This is a genomic window from Campylobacter upsaliensis (genome assembly GCF_900637395.1).
In the GTDB taxonomy this organism is placed as follows: Bacteria; Campylobacterota; Campylobacteria; order Campylobacterales; family Campylobacteraceae; genus Campylobacter_D; species Campylobacter_D upsaliensis.
In genome coordinates this window covers 437627-453079 of record NZ_LR134372.1, presented here as the reverse complement: position 1 = coordinate 453079, position 15453 = coordinate 437627, and the positions used below count along the sequence as shown (strand labels likewise).

Annotated in this window: 13 protein-coding genes, 2 tRNA genes, 1 rRNA gene and 1 other RNA gene; 9 read left to right on the top strand and 8 right to left on the bottom strand. The window is 37.6% G+C overall.

What is annotated here, in order from left to right; translation table 11 throughout:
* Positions 1-62: 62 nt before the first annotated feature.
* Genes flaG through EL158_RS02275 form a run of 4 tightly spaced genes read left to right on the top strand, consistent with a single transcriptional unit; the run spans position 63 to position 3007 of the window.
* Entirely contained in the window at positions 63-422 is a 360-nt protein-coding gene (flaG, locus tag EL158_RS02290) for a flagella length regulator FlaG (RefSeq protein WP_027304061.1), read from the top strand.
* A gap of 1 nt (position 423) precedes the next feature.
* Positions 424-2361, top strand: coding sequence for a flagellar filament capping protein FliD (gene fliD / locus EL158_RS02285; RefSeq protein ID WP_027304060.1), 1938 nt, complete (start codon positions 424-426; stop codon positions 2359-2361).
* A 9-nt stretch (positions 2362-2370) separates the two neighbouring features.
* Positions 2371-2751 (top strand): flagellar export chaperone FliS, encoded by a 381-nt coding sequence (gene fliS, locus EL158_RS02280; protein WP_004276923.1) that lies wholly within the window; start codon positions 2371-2373, stop codon positions 2749-2751.
* Positions 2744-3007, top strand: a complete 264-nt coding sequence (locus EL158_RS02275; RefSeq protein ID WP_027304059.1) for a hypothetical protein — start codon at positions 2744-2746, stop codon at positions 3005-3007. Before fliS ends, EL158_RS02275 begins: the two co-directional genes overlap by 8 nt.
* On the opposite strand, the gene rnpB is transcribed toward EL158_RS02275, so the two are convergent.
* An RNA gene (gene rnpB / locus EL158_RS02270) (RNase P RNA component class A) lies at positions 2995-3313 on the bottom strand. The genes EL158_RS02275 and rnpB overlap by 13 nt on opposite strands.
* Before the next feature lie 88 nt (positions 3314-3401).
* Here rnpB and EL158_RS02265 point away from each other — a divergent pair.
* The 5 genes from EL158_RS02265 to EL158_RS02245 are packed head-to-tail and all read left to right on the top strand — an operon-like array spanning position 3402 to position 8887.
* Complete coding sequence (locus tag EL158_RS02265) at positions 3402-4508, top strand: polysaccharide pyruvyl transferase family protein (RefSeq protein ID WP_027304058.1); 1107 nt, start codon at positions 3402-3404, stop codon at positions 4506-4508.
* Positions 4509-4562: 54 nt separating this feature from the next.
* A complete protein-coding gene (efp, locus tag EL158_RS02260; protein ID WP_004276920.1) occupies positions 4563-5132 on the top strand; it encodes an elongation factor P in 570 nt (189 codons plus the stop codon).
* A complete protein-coding gene (gene uvrA / locus EL158_RS02255; RefSeq protein WP_027304057.1) occupies positions 5132-7936 on the top strand; it encodes an excinuclease ABC subunit UvrA in 2805 nt (934 codons plus the stop codon). Before efp ends, uvrA begins: the two co-directional genes overlap by 1 nt.
* A complete protein-coding gene (locus EL158_RS02250; protein ID WP_027304056.1) occupies positions 7933-8457 on the top strand; it encodes a PIN domain-containing protein in 525 nt (174 codons plus the stop codon). The genes uvrA and EL158_RS02250 overlap by 4 nt, the downstream gene beginning before the upstream one ends.
* Entirely contained in the window at positions 8450-8887 is a 438-nt protein-coding gene (locus EL158_RS02245; RefSeq protein ID WP_027304055.1) for a YqaA family protein, read from the top strand. The genes EL158_RS02250 and EL158_RS02245 overlap by 8 nt, the downstream gene beginning before the upstream one ends.
* A gap of 210 nt (positions 8888-9097) precedes the next feature.
* Here the strand turns inward: EL158_RS02245 and EL158_RS02240 are convergent.
* The 7 genes from EL158_RS02240 to guaB form a co-directional block, all read right to left on the bottom strand.
* Positions 9098-9174 (bottom strand) — tRNA-Ile (locus tag EL158_RS02240).
* A 7-nt stretch (positions 9175-9181) separates the two neighbouring features.
* Positions 9182-9257: transfer RNA gene (locus EL158_RS02235), tRNA-Ala, on the bottom strand.
* A 112-nt stretch (positions 9258-9369) separates the two neighbouring features.
* Positions 9370-10882: ribosomal RNA gene (locus EL158_RS02230) — 16S ribosomal RNA — on the bottom strand.
* Positions 10883-11218: 336 nt separating this feature from the next.
* Positions 11219-12976, bottom strand: coding sequence for a motility associated factor glycosyltransferase family protein (locus EL158_RS02225; RefSeq protein WP_232008214.1), 1758 nt, complete (start codon positions 12974-12976; stop codon positions 11219-11221).
* Between the two features lie 56 nt (positions 12977-13032).
* Positions 13033-13833: a carbon-nitrogen hydrolase family protein gene (locus tag EL158_RS02220; protein ID WP_027304749.1), complete on the bottom strand. Its 801-nt coding sequence runs from the start codon at positions 13831-13833 to the stop codon at positions 13033-13035.
* Positions 13826-13999 (bottom strand): exodeoxyribonuclease VII small subunit, encoded by a 174-nt coding sequence (xseB, locus tag EL158_RS02215; protein WP_004276915.1) that lies wholly within the window; start codon positions 13997-13999, stop codon positions 13826-13828. The genes EL158_RS02220 and xseB overlap by 8 nt, the downstream gene beginning before the upstream one ends.
* Entirely contained in the window at positions 13996-15450 is a 1455-nt protein-coding gene (gene guaB / locus EL158_RS02210) for an IMP dehydrogenase (RefSeq protein ID WP_027304750.1), read from the bottom strand. Before guaB ends, xseB begins: the two co-directional genes overlap by 4 nt.
* Positions 15451-15453 lie beyond the last annotated feature (3 nt).

Below are 15453 nucleotides of genomic sequence, written 5' to 3'. Positions count from 1 at the left end.
GCTATTTAGAAAATTTTCATTTAGTCGATATAAGAAGTAGAAATTTTAAAAAGGACTTTAAAATGGAAATATCGAAGGCAATAACTAGGCAGCAAATGGACTTAACCGCAAAAAATCAAAGTCTAAACACTGCTGATAACTCTAAAATAGTAGAGACAAACAAGACAAACGCAGAGGCTACGCAAGGAAAGCAAAGCTTTGCAGAGCAGTTAAAAGAAGTCGCACAAAAGCTTAACGACCAAGCGGAGTCTTTAAACACAAATGTGCGTTTTGGCTATAACGATAAGATAAATTCGATGTATCTTAGCGTTACAGAAAAAAGCACAGGTAAAGAGATACGCCAAATTCCAAGCGAAGAGGCGATGCGACTGAGTGAGCACTTTAGAGAAGTGATAGGAATGATATTCGATAAGGAGAGTTAAAATGGCACTAGGAACTTTATCAAGCTTAGGCTTTGCTTCTGGGGTTTTAACCCAAGAGACCATTGACAAATTAAAAAAAGCAGAAGAGGCAAGGAGGGTTGAACCCTATAAGAAAAAAGTAGAAGAAAATGCTGCCAAACAAAAGGACTTAACCGAGATAAAAACTAAACTTTTAGCCTTTCAAACTGCCGTTTCTTCACTAGGGGATGCCACCGCTTTTGCGGCTAGAAAGGTAAGCTCTAGCATTAAAGACAATCCAGCTGCAAGTTTAAGTGCGGATGCGGGCGTGGCTTTGCAAAGTATGAAGGTTAATGTTACTCAACTTGCGGAAAAAGATGTGTATCAAAGTAAAGCTCTTACGACAGATACGGGCGTTATTAATGCGAACTTACAAAGTGATACCAAACTCACCTTTTTTCAAAATGGTAAAGAATATAGCGTAACTATCGATAAAACGACTACCTACAAAGACCTAGCGGATAAAATCAGCACCGCAAGCGATGGTAACATAGTCGCTAAAATCATCAACACAGGCGAAAAGCCTGACGGCTACCGCTTAAGCCTTACAAGTAAAGAAACAGGCGAGGAAAATGCGATAAGCTTTTATCCGGGGAGTAAGGAAACAACTAAACAACCAGATGGAACATCTAAAACGGAATATAAAGAAAATGAAGAAGCTAAGAAAATTTTTACAAATTTAGGCTGGGAGCTTGACACTATCCCCTCTTTAAAACCTGAAGATGTGGAGAAAAAGAAAGTGGGCTATGGCATCAAAGACCAAACGAATCACCTTAAAAAAGCACAAAATGCTGAATTTACAATGGACGGCATCAAAATGGTGCGTCCAAGTAATACCATAACCGACCTAGCCGTGGGCTTAACCCTCACGCTTAATAAAACAGGCGAAGTGAATTTCGAAGTCCAGCAAGATACCGAAGCCGTAACGAAGGCTATGGAAGATTTAGTTAATGCCTATAATGACCTTGTGGCAAATCTTAACGCCTCAACGGATTTTAATAGCGAAACAGGTATGAAGGGAACCTTACAAGGTGTGAGTGAAGTCAATAGCATACGCTCCACCCTTATCTCCGCTCTTTTTGACTCTGTGCCTGTGGAGGGCGTAATCAAGGATAAAAATGGTAATGATATGAACGCCACCGTTATGCTTTCTATGCAAGACTTTGGGCTTAAGATAAGTGAAAGTGGGAATTTAAGCTTTATCAAAAGCGATTTTGAGAAAAAGATGAAAGAGGATATTTCCTTTGCGGAGGGCTTTTTTGCGGGTATTACAAAATATAAGGACATCGACCACGCAGGGCAAACTGTCGAAACTAATAAAGGCAAGATAGAGGATGAAGAATTTGGGCTAGGCGATTTTAAAATCATCTTTAACCACGAAACCTACGATTTGTCAAAAGGTAAAGATGGTAAACCTTTCAAGCCAACAGGTAGTAGTGTGCAAGAAAAAATGCAAAGTTTAGTCGATCATATCAACTCCCTTGGCATAGACGGACTTAGCGTTAAGCTTGAGGAAGTGAAACAAGGCGGAGTTAATGGCTTTAAGATTAAATTTCACAGCGAAAGTGGCTCGGACTTTGCTATCGAGGGAAAAGAAGACTTACTCAAGCAATTTGGCTTAAGTGCGACTAAAATCACAGCCCAACCTATCGAGGGAAAAGGCATTTTCGCCCAGCTTAAAAACACGCTTGAGGGCATTACGGGAAAAGACGGCTCTTTAACAAAATATGACGAGGGCTTAACTAAAGACACAGAAGCGCTTAATAAGTCTAAAGACTCCACGCAAGAGATGATTAATAAAAGATTTGAAACAATGCAAATGCAGTTTTTGCAATATGAAGTCATCTTAAATAGGCTTAACACGCAGCTTAATACCATAAGCAATATGATAAACGCTGCAAATCAGTCTAATAACAATTAAGGATAAACAATGGAAAATAATCTAGCTTACAGCGTTTATTCAGAATCACAAGTGGGGATAGAATCCCCACAAAGACTAGTGGAAATGCTTTATGAGGGAGTTTTACGCTTTTGTGCCAGAGCCAAACACGCTATAAGAAATGAGGACATCGAACAAAGGGTGTATTTTATCAAACGCGTAACGGCGATTTTCATAGAGCTGACAAATAATTTAGACTATGAAAAAGGGGGCGAGGTCGCCTTTTACCTAGCGGGACTTTACACAAGGGAAATTCAGCTTTTATCCTTAGCAAATTTAGAAAATAGTGAAGAAAAAATCGATGAAGTCATTAATGTAACTAAAGGACTCTTAGAAGCGTGGAGAGAAGTGCATAGCAATGAAAATCAATGAGTGGATTAAAGAATTTAAACTCGCCCTTATAGAGGAAGATACCGACAAGATAGAGACTTTATCTTCTACGCTTGATTTAAAAGCTATGGTTGAGAATTTAGACGATGATGAAAGCTTAAAAGAAAATTTAAATGCCCTACTTTCTCAACTAGAAGCACTTTTAAAAGAAGCAACTAAGCTCATTGGAGCTAAAAAAGATTATCAAGCCACAGAATTACAAAAATTTCAAAAGGCACTTCATTACATCAAAGCATAGCGATAAGCCGAGTTCTGTCGTGAATGCTCATTTATCTAGTTTTGTTTTTACAAACAAAATCAAGCGAAGGGTTAAAATAAAGACGATAACCACCCCTTCTTGCTGCACATTGGGTTTACATAGCCGACTTTGTTACCAAAATCGCTGGTAGGCTCTTACCCTGCCGTTTCACCTTTTCCGCTTTTGCGGTAGTTTGCTTTCTGTTGCACTATCCCTTAGATCACTCTAGCCATCTGTTAGATGGAATGCTTGTCTTTTGCAGCTCGGACTTTCCTCTTCTTGCGAAGCGAGCATTTACTATGCTTTGAAGTGCAAATTTTAATCAATTAATCTTAATACAAAAACAAATTTACTTTTTTTATTTTATAATTTTTAACTTTTTAAAGGAGTTTTGATGCTAAGAAAATTAAAAAATAAAAAAAGTGTTTTTTTTAAAAAACTTCGTGATGCGCTTGAGCTTGATAAAATTCAAAAAAATTTAGAACTTATAGAAAGAAGGCAATTTTTACACCTTTTTACGCAAAGTATGCAAAATGCTACTAAAAAAGATTTTAAGGCGAATCATTTTGTGCTATTTGACTACTCTCATCATACGCATTTAGGTTATCATAATTTAGGTGATTTTATCCAAACTATCGCCACAAAAGCCGCCATTAAAAAGAATTTTTCTAAAGTAGAATTTGAATACTCTAGCAGTGAAAGCCTGATGTTTAAGCAAGGTGGAGGCATAGTTATTATGCAAGGCTATTTTTCTCTTAGCAATAATTTTCTCCCGCCACCTAGCCTTTTATGCGTTTTCATCGGCACGCATTTTAATCCAAGCGCGATGAATTTTATACAATTTTTTAACGCACATTTTCCGCATTATTTCAAAAATAAAGACTTAGGATGCAGAGATAATTTTACTTTGGAATTTTGTCAAAAAATGGGCTTTAATGCCTATCTTTCAAGATGTTTAACCTTAACTTTAGATAAAAGAGAAAGAAGCGAAACGCAAAGTGTGATTTTTTTAGTCAATGTTGATGAAGATTTAATGCCTTTTATCCCTCAAAATTTACGCGAAAATGCTGAATTTATCAATCAAAAATCCATCAAAATAGAAGATGAGCCAAGCTATACTCAAGAGCATTTTTTCAAAAAAACGCAAAATTTACTTAGACGCTATAAAAACGAAGCAAAACTCATCATCACCACAGGACTTCACATCGCTTCACCTTGCACGGCTATGGGAATTCCTGTCATTTTAATCGCACAAAATGAAGAACAACTTAACCGCTTTTCAGCCCTAAAGGGCATTATACCCATTTATACTAAAAAAGATTTAGAGCAAAATGCGGTCGATTTTTCCCCTAAAGTGCCAAATATCGAAGATTTAAAAGAGGCTATGTTAGAAAATGTAAAACTTAGCATTGACAAAGAACGAGGCAAGGAAATAGACACGCAAAAGCTCAAAAAATTACGCGAATTTATAGCAACTTATAAAACAAGTCGTTTTCATTAAGTTTTAAAAGAATTTTGGCTAGAATACGCTTTTAATTTAACAAAAGGAAAAATTATGGCAACTTATGCAATGGGTGATTTAAAAAAGGGACTTAAGATAGAAATTGACGGCGTTCCGTTTAAGATAGTAGAGTATCAACATGTAAAACCAGGCAAGGGACCTGCCTTTGTCCGCGTGAAAATCAAGTCTTTTATAGACGGCAAGGTTTTAGAAAAAACAATCCACGCAGGAGATAAATGCGAAGCTCCAAATTTGGAGCAAAAAACAATGCAGTATCTTTATGATGATGGCGAAAATTGTCAATTTATGGATACGCAAAGTTACGAGCAAGTGGCTATCAGCGATGATGATGTTGGCGAGGCTAAAAAATGGATGCTTGATGGTATGATGGTCGAAGTGCTTTTTCACAATGGCAAAGCCATAGGCGTGGAAGTGCCTCAAGTAGTTGAGCTTAAAATCATCGAAACCGCTCCAAATTTCAAAGGCGACACACAAGGCTCAAACAAAAAGCCCGCCACGCTTGAAACAGGTGCTGTGGTGCAAATCCCTTTTCATGTTTTAGAGGGTGAAGTAATACGCGTTGATACCACAAGAGGCGAATATATAGAAAAAGCAAATAAATAATGATAAAAATCATCGGTGCAAGAGAAAATAATCTCAAAAATATCAATCTTAACCTACCTAAAAATAAACTCATCGTTTTCACAGGCTTAAGTGGTAGCGGTAAATCTACCCTAGCCTTTGGCACACTTTATGCTGAGGGACAACGCCGCTACATTGAAAGCTTAAGTGCTTATGCAAGGCAGTTTTTAGATAAGGTAGGCAAACCAGAAGTCGATAAAATCGAGGGCTTAACCCCAGCCATAGCCATAGACCAAAAGACAACTTCGAAAAATCCACGCTCCACGGTGGGAACGATAACAGAAATTTATGATTATTTACGCTTACTTTATGCGAGGGTTGGGGTGCAGCATTGTCATCAATGTGGGGAAAAAATTTCATCGATGAGTGCAGCGGATATTGTCAGTGAAATTTTAAAACTTCCAAAAGGTGCTAAAATCATCATTTACGCTCCTTTAGTGCGAGACAAAAAGGGAACTTACACAGATTTGCTAGAAAATTTGCGTAATAAAGGCTATGTAAGGGCGCAAATTGACGGAGTTTTGGTGCGGCTTGATGAGGACATTGAACTAGCAAAAACTAAAAAGCACACTATAAAACTTGTCATTGACCGCATTGAAGTGCAGGAAAATCTTCTCTCACGCCTTGCAAGTGATGTAGAAAAAGGTTTAGAGGAGAGTTTTGGGGAAATCGAGCTTGAGATTTTAAACGCAGAAGAGTTTGGAATTTCAAAGCATTATCATTATAGTGAGCATTGTGCGTGTTTTGCTTGTAAAATTTCTTTCACTCCGCTTGAGCCTTTAAGCTTTTCTTTTAATTCTCCAAAGGGTGCTTGTGAGGCTTGTGATGGGCTAGGAATCCGCTACACCTTAGATATGAAAAAAATTATTGATGAGACTTTAAGCCTTGAAAATGGGGCAATTAAAACGATGTATGGTTTTAACAAAAGCTATTATTATAAATTTCTCATCGCCTTTTGTGAGCAAAATCAAATCCCTATCAAAATCCCTTTTAGTGAGCTTAGCGAGGAGCAAAAAAGGCTTGTCTTATATGGAAATGCTAAACAAATTGACTTTTTTTGGAAAAGAAATCGCCTCAAACGCACTTTTGAGGGCGTAGTGAAAATCGCTTACGATATGCTTAAAGATGAAAAAGATTTAAATGACTATATGAGTGAGAAAATTTGTAAGGACTGCGGTGGGCATAGACTAAAAGCACAAAATTTAGCCGTCAAAGTCGCAAATAAGGGCTTAGGGGAAATTTTAGATATGAGTGTGGAGGACTGCACGGCATTTTTTTCTAAAGAAGCAAATTTTAGCTATTTAAACGAGCAAGAAAGACTCATCGCAAAGCCGATTTTAAAGGAGATTAATGAAAGATTATTTTTCCTTTATGATGTAGGGCTTGGCTATCTTAGCTTGGGGCGTGATGCAAGAAGTATAAGCGGAGGTGAAGCACAAAGAATTCGCATCGCCTCTCAAATAGGCAGTGGCTTAAGTGGTGTGATGTATGTGCTTGATGAGCCTAGCATAGGACTTCACGAAAGAGATACGCAAAAACTCATCAAAACACTAAGAAATTTGCAAGAAAAAGGCAATACTCTCATCGTAGTCGAACACGATAAAATGACAATTAAAGAGGCTGATTTCATCGTAGATATAGGTCCTAGAGCAGGGAAGTTCGGTGGTGAGGTCGTTTTTGCTGGGACCTATAAAGAGCTGCTAAAAAGCAAAAGTGAAACCGCCCTTTATATGAGTGGAAAAAAGCAAATTTCATACTCTTTAAACCGCCCTCAAAAAAAATGGCTCAAACTCAAAAATGTCAGTATTAATAATATTAAAAATTTAAATGCCAATTTTCCCTTACAAAATTTAGTCGCCATTACTGGCGTTTCAGGCTCTGGCAAAAGCTCTTTAATCCTTCAAACTCTTTTACCTTTCGCACAAGAAGCCCTTAATCACGCTAAAAAGGTTAAAAAACTTGGAGGCGTTGAGATTGAGGGGCTTGAGCTTTTAGATAAGGTCATTTATCTTGACCAAAGTCCCATAGGTCGCACTCCTCGCTCAAATCCTGCTACTTATACAGGTGCAATGGATGAGATAAGAAATCTTTTTGCTGCCACAAAAGAAGCAAAGATGAGAGGTTATAAAGCGGGGCGTTTTTCCTTTAATGTCAAGGGAGGGCGTTGTGAAAAATGTAGTGGGGATGGGGAGATTAAGGTAGAAATGCACTTTTTGCCCGATGTAATGGTCGTTTGTGATACTTGCAAGGGAAAAAGATATAATGAGGCTACCTTAGAGATAAAATATAAGGGCAAAAATATTAGCGAGATTTTAAATATGAGTATTTTAGAAGCGAGTGAATTTTTTGCTTCCGTGCCTAAGATTAAACAAAAACTAGACACCCTTGTCAAAGTAGGACTTGACTATCTTACCCTTGGACAAAATGCTACAACTTTAAGTGGCGGTGAAGCCCAAAGAATTAAACTTGCCAAAGAATTAAGCCGCAGCGATACGGGCAAAACGCTTTACATACTCGATGAGCCGACAACAGGACTTCATTTTGATGATGTGAGTAAATTAATTAGTGTTTTGCAGCACTTAGTCGAGCTTAAAAATTCCGTCTTAGTCATCGAGCATAATTTAGATGTGATTAAAAACGCTGATTATATCATCGATATGGGACCTGAGGGTGGCGTAAAAGGCGGTAAAATCATAGCAGAGGGTAATGTCTCTACCCTAGCCAAAGCCCATAAAAAAAGCTATACGGGACATTATCTTAATTTAGAATTAAAGAATTGCAGATGAAAGCTTATTTAATAGACGCAGAAAATGTCAGTCCGCATAATTTTTTCAAAAACTACAAATTCAAAAAAGAGGAAAAAAATATTTTTTATATCGTAGGAAATTCACACCTACACTTTAATACGCGTTGTTTAAAAATCCTTAGCAAAACAAAATATGAAATTTTTACTTTCGACCATCCTAGCAAAGATTATGCGGATAAAATTATTCTTACCCTACTTGGAATTTTGGCTACAAAAAAGAAAATTACGGATATTTACATCATTAGCAATGATAAAATTTTTGAAAATCTTGAGTATATGTATGAATTTTTTGGCAAAGAAATTCACCTTATTCATATTCAAAGAGAAGAACCCTTTTTTCTCAAACACGAAAAAGACATCATTAAGCTCTTAGAAAAAGCAAATTCAAAAAGTGAATTTCACACTCTTTTGCAAAAAACATACCAAAAAATCGCTACAAACATTTATCGTTTTATCAAAACAAATCGTCCAGAACTTTTAAAAACATTAGAAAATGTTTGATTTTTTTTATAGTAATCTAAGCTATATTGGGCTTTTTATAGTATCTTTTCTCTCTTCCACACTTTTACCCTTAGCAAGCGAAGCCTTTGTGGTGGCTTTTGTTAAATTTGATTTTGACCCCACTTTAGTGCTTTTAACAGCGACTTTAGCTAATACACTAGGAAGTCTTAGCACTTACGCCTTAGCCTATTTTGGTAAAGAAAAAATCCTACAAAAATACTTTGCCTCATCTTTAAAAAAACTAGAAAACTACACCCTAAATTTTTATAAATTAGGATGGCTTTTTGCTTTTTTAAGTTTTTTACCCTTAGTAGGAGATCTTTTTGCTTTAGGACTTGGCTTTGCTAAATATCCTCTTATAAAAACAGCCTTTTTTATCGCTTTGGGTAAATTGAGTCGTTATTTTTTCTTAATTTCCCTTAGCTCTTAAATGATGAAAGCTCTCAAAGGCTTACATTTATCTCAAATTTATAAAAAACACTGATAGAAAAAAATAAAGTATAAAGCAAATTAGAAATAATAAAACAAAGAAAAAGATTAAAAATTGTCATAAAAACATTATAACTTTAAAATATATGTTTTAGTTTGTTTTTCATAAAGCAGTTAATCTTAAATTCTTAACATCTTTATCCAAACCTCATGGTGGGCCTAACAAGACTTGAACTTGTGACCTCACCCTTATCAGGGGTGCACTCTAACCAGCTGAGCTATAGGCCCTTTATAATGGTGGAGAATAGCGGGATCGAACCGCTGACCTCCTGCGTGCAAAGCAGGCGCTCTCCCAGCTGAGCTAATTCCCCAAAATTAGCTTATCAATCTTTAAAATCTAAACAAGGACAATTGAATAAGTTAGCTTTGTGAGAAAGCTACTTTTATACTCTATCCTAATGAAAGGATAAAGTTGTACTCTAGAAAGGAGGTGATCCAACCGCAGGTTCTCCTACGGTTACCTTGTTACGACTTCACCCCAGTCGCTGATTCCACTGTGGGGGATAACTAGTTTAGTATTTCCACTTCGAGTGAAATCAACTCCCATGGTGTGACGGGCGGTGAGTACAAGACCCGGGAACGTATTCACCGCAACATGGCTGATTTGCGATTACTAGCGATTCCGGCTTCATGCTCTCGAGTTGCAGAGAACAATCCGAACTGGGACATATTTTATAGATTTGCTCCACCTCGCGGTATTGCGTCTCATTGTATATGCCATTGTAGCACGTGTGTCGCCCTAGGCGTAAGGGCCATGATGACTTGACGTCGTCCCCACCTTCCTCCTCCTTACGAAGGCAGTCTCCTTAGAGTGCTCGACCGAATCGTTAGCAACTAAGGACGAGGGTTGCGCTCGTTGCGGGACTTAACCCAACATCTCACGACACGAGCTGACGACAGCCGTGCAGCACCTGTCTCAACATTCTAGCAAGCTAGCACTTCCGTATCTCTACAGAATTTGTTGGATATCAAGCCTAGGTAAGGTTCTTCGCGTAGCTTCGAATTAAACCACATGCTCCACCGCTTGTGCGGGTCCCCGTCTATTCCTTTGAGTTTTAATCTTGCGACCGTACTCCCCAGGCGGTATGCTTAATGCGTTAGCTGCATTACTGAGATGACTAGCACCCCAACAACTAGCATACATCGTTTAGGGCGTGGACTACCAGGGTATCTAATCCTGTTTGCTCCCCACGCTTTCGCGCCTTAGCGTCAGTTGAGTTCCAGCAGATCGCCTTCGCAATGGGTATTCTTGGTGATATCTACGGATTTTACCCCTACACCACCAATTCCATCTGCCTCTCCCTCACTCTAGACTATCAGTTTCCCAAGCAGTTTAATGGTTAAGCCATTAGATTTCACAAGAGACTTGATAATCCGCCTACGCGCCCTTTACGCCCAGTGATTCCGAGTAACGCTTGCACCCTCCGTATTACCGCGGCTGCTGGCACGGAGTTAGCCGGTGCTTATTCCTTTGGTACCGTCAAAATTCTTCCCAAAGAAAAGGAGTTTACGCTCCGAAAAGTGTCATCCTCCACGCGGCGTTGCTGCGTCAGGGTTTCCCCCATTGCGCAATATTCCCTACTGCTGCCTCCCGTAGGAGTCTGGACCGTGTCTCAGTTCCAGTGTGACTGATCATCCTCTCAGACCAGTTAAGCGTCATAGCCTTGGTAAGCCTTTACCTTACCAACTAGCTGATACTATATAGTCTCATCCTACACCGAAAAACTTTCCCTATCTAACTTATGTTAGGTAGGAGTATGGGGTATTAGCACTCATTTCTAAGTGTTGTCCCCCAGTGTAGGGCAGATTAACTATACCTTACTCACCCGTGCGCCACTAATCCACTTCTAGCAAGCTAAAAGCTTCATCGTTCGACTTGCATGTATTAGGCACGCCGCCAGCGTTCACTCTGAGCCAGGATCAAACTCTCCATATTGACTTCTTTAATGTAGGCAAAGCCTAATGAAGAAGAATACTAAAGATAAGATTGCTAAAAGCAATCTATATAAGTTTCCTTAATATCTTTAGTGCTATGAAGTTTTAATCTAAAACTTTTAATGTTTATTTCACTTTATTTATAAAGTGTGGCTCAATCGTCACTTATTTAGATTTCAAAGATTGACTATAAGATTTGAATAACAATATCGATGTTAAAGAACAAGACTTTTTAGGTTTTTAATGAGGCTTAAAGCTGAGTTAAAAACAATAAAGAAATGAAATTATAGTAAAGAAAGCTTAAGGGGAGGTTAAAGTTGGGCAAAAAATAAAAATTTTACACTTTTCGACTTAAAAATTCTTCCAATAAGTCTTTTTTAATCTTTAAATTTTCCCTAAAAAACTCTAACCATTTTACAAAAGCAACCATAATATGAAGTAAAAATTCTTTTTCATCAATAATATTTTTCTTATAAACCTCAGCGATTAAATCGCCTCTTTTAATGATACAGTGCCACAATTTCCAATCTTGCATTGATGAATTATTGGCAACAATGGCATTAAATTTTCTTATATTTAAATCCACTTTTTGTAAAAATTCTAAAGGCAAATCTTTATTTGAGTTTAAAATGCTAATAAGAGCGTTTTGTAGAGCTAAAGCCTCCATATCGACTTCTTCGCAAGCCTTAATATTTTCTTTAACAAAAAAGATAAATTTGTCAAAAAGTTTTTGAATTTCATTAAAAGCTAAGGTTTCAGGTGGCTCAAAATGAGGTTTTAAATCTGTGGCAAATTTTTCACAACATTCTTTAAAGCTTAACTCCACAGCATTATGTATCCTAGCACCTGTTTGAGAAACATTATAAAAGGTAGCCAAATGAGCGTGATTAGCGATAAAGCCTTCTAAATGAATGCGGTAAATATTCCACACAGGATGGGTTAGCACCTTACCACCAAAACCTTCTACCTCAAAATACTCTTCATAAATATCCGCTTCAACTCGCACCCCAAGACTAAAGCCATCGGTGTGGGAATTTCCTTCTTTTGAAAGGGCTAAATCCTGCCCTAGCATAATGACATTTTCAAAGCCAAGCTTCATAGCGATACAATATGCAAAATAAGAAATAAAAAGTTCAGATTTTACATAGCCAAAATCATCTAAAAAATTCAATTTCTCGGATTCTTCAAGGTCAAAAATTACACATAAATGACATCTTTTAAGCCGTTCTACTACCTCAAAAGCAGAACAAGAAGAGCATAAAAACATGGTCCTTTCTTTAATGTCTGCTTCAAAAAATTTCAAAGCAAGGCTGTCATAATCATTATTTATCACATAATCGGGCGTAATATTATTTTCACAAAGCACAGAATAAGCCCCATCGACACAAAAAATGACAAAATTTTCCTCATATTTTTTAAGTAGAGCTAAATTTGCACTAAGTGATGGTCCAGCAGAAACGACAATGGCGTTTTTAAAACTCTTTTTTCTTTGTGAAAGTAGTCTTTGAAAAGGAGGATTATAAAGCATAGTTTTAGCATTGAAAAGAAAATTTTTATAGGTTTTAAAAATAGCCTCAGGTGTGCTTACAGCCTTAGAATTTAAGACATTATTAATTACTTTACGGCAAAGCAAATCGGCATTTAACATTTGCTGATGAAAAAATTTCTCATAATAGCTATTTTGTATAAAAAGTCCGTAAAGAGAGTGAAGCTCTAAAATTAAGGGATTGTTAAAATAAAAAGAAAGCTCAAATTCCGCAAAAGGATCTTCGCTATCTAGCAAATGTATCCCGCCCAAATTTAGCTCCCCGCCCAAATCTACCTTACTCAAAGCTAAAATTAATAATTCCAAATTCCCTTCAAGCACGAAAATATGCTGGTAATGTGCCTTACAAAGCCTTTTTAAAAGCAGAGCATTTCCTATACCATAGATGAAAATAAAAGGATAACGCTTTGTCTGTGATAATATAGCGTTTTCCACAAAGTCAAGCTCGGCACCCATATCCTCATACATCAAAACTTGATTTTGTTTATCAAAAATATTTAAATTCTCATCTATGCTAAAACGCCTAAACTCACCCCCCCCCCCCCCCATTAATAAAGGCTAAAAGTTTATTTTTAAGCTTATCATTTCTTAAAGCATTTAAATTTTTACTTAAAATTTCGTTCATTTTCATAATCTTTAATAATCTTATCAAAAGTCCAAATTTTCCTAGCTTCATTGGCACTTTGTGGCTGAGCGATAAGCATTTCTTCTTCCTCACCAAGCCTATCTTTCATCTCGCCAAAAGCATCGATAAAAAAGCTATCTCCATAAAATTTCCACTCCTCGCTATGTTTAGCACTACCTATGCGGTTCACTCTTAAAATGCTAACTTGATTTAAAAAAGCCCTTGTTTTTAAAAGCTCCTCCCATCTTTTTTGACTCCCAAAAGTGCAAGCACTAGGCACGATAACAAGGTCAATTTTTTTGGCACGAATTTCTTGCCAAAATAAATCAAAATGTGTCTCAAAGCCAAAAAGCAAAGCGCATTTTAATTTCTCATAAGTGAAGCTAAAAAGCTTGATTTTATCGGTTTTATTGATAAAAAATTTCGCCTCATTCCAGTGTGTGTAAGGCATTAAAATTTGCTGCTCATAGCTTTTAACCACACTGGGAGAAACCTTAAGGCAAACTTTCCTAAAACCCTTTGTTTCGACACTTACAAAAGGAGCAATGATTTCAAGCTCGTGTTTTTTGGCTAAATTTTCAAGACTCTTTTTTTTTGCTTCGCTTTGCTCTTTAATCATCGATTTTGGCATAGTCAAAAGCTCACTAAAAAAACTATTTAAAACATATTCTCCCAAAACGACCAAATTTGCTCCGCTTTCTTTCGCAGCTTTTAAATAATAATCAAGCCTTGATTCACTCAAAGAAAGGGTAGGAAACTGCAAAGCGGCGATTTTATTCATCAATTTTCTCCACCTCTAATTTTGCTTTTTCAAGCTCAAGTCTTGCTTTTTCTATGCTTTCAAGCCCTATTTTATAAATTTTCACACTCTCTTCTAGGCTTAATTCTTCCTCATTAAGCTGAGTTAAGGCTTCATTTGCCTTTTTCAAATTTGCTTCAAAACTCACGAATTAACCTTATAATTCGGCGCTTCGTGCGTAATAGTAACATCATGCACATGGCTTTCTTTAAGCCCAGCACTTGTGATCTCCACAAATTCAGCCCTCTCTCTAAAATCTAAAATATCCTTAGCCCCCACATAACCCATAGATGAGCGAAGTCCGCCTAAAAGTTGATGAATCACATTTTTAATGCTTCCCACATAAGGCACACGCCCCTCAATGCCCTCAGGCACGAGTTTATCTTGTGCTGTTCCTTGCTGAAAATAGCGATCCGAACTACCCTTTTGCATAGCACCTAAAGAACCCATACCGCGGTAAGCTTTATACTGCCTTCCTTGATAGGTAAAAAGCTCTCCCGGACTCTCATCTGTGCCAGCAAGAAGTGAGCCTATCATCACCGAACTAGCTCCTGCGGCAAGGGCTTTTGCTATATCGCCTGAATATTTAATCCCCCCATCAGCTATCACAGGAACGCCAAATTTATCCGCCTCCAAAGCACACTCATCAATGGCTGAAATTTGCGGCACACCCACACCTGAAACAATACGCGTGGTGCAAATACTCCCCGGTCCAATGCCGACTTTAACAGCATCTGCTCCTGCTTCACATAAAGCCTTTGTAGCTCCTGCTGTGGCGACATTACCTGCGATGATTTCAAGTTTAGGATATTTCGCTTTAATCGCCTTTACGCTTTCTATAATACCTCGCGAGTGTCCGTGTGCTGAATCAAGAACGATTACATCAACATCGGTTCCAACTAAAGCATCCACCCTTTCCATTTGATGAACCCCAATTGCCGCACCTACTCTTAGGCGACCGAAGCTGTCTTTATTTGCGTCTGGGTATTCTTTACGCTTTTTTAGATCTTTAATGGTAATAAGCCCTACGAGATGATTGTTTTCATCGACTATAGGAAGCTTTTCGACCTTATTTGTGCTAAAAATTTTCTCTGCATCATCTAAAGTGCAGCCTTTTGGAGCGGTGATGAGTGGGGCTTTTGTCATTACATTTTCGACTCTATTATTAAAATTGCTTTCAAATCTTAAATCGCGATTTGTTAAAATTCCTAGCAATTTTCTCTCTTCATCAACGACAGGAACACCTGAAATTCTATACTCTGCCATTAATTCTAAAGCCTCATAAATGCTAGCATTTGGTGCGATGAAAATAGGATCTATAATCACCCCACTTTCACTTTTTTTCACTCTCTTAACCTCTCTCACTTGAGCTTTAATATCCATATTTTTATGGATAATGCCAAGCCCCCCAAGCCTAGCCATCATAATGGCAGCTCTATGCTCTGTAACGGTATCCATAGCTGCCGAAATTAAGGGCATATTGAGCTTGATATTTTTAGTTAATTGCGTATGAATTTGCACCTCTTTAGGTAAAATTTCAGAATAACAAGGTCTTAACAAAACATCTTCAAAGGTCAAAGCGCGTCCAACTATCTTCATACT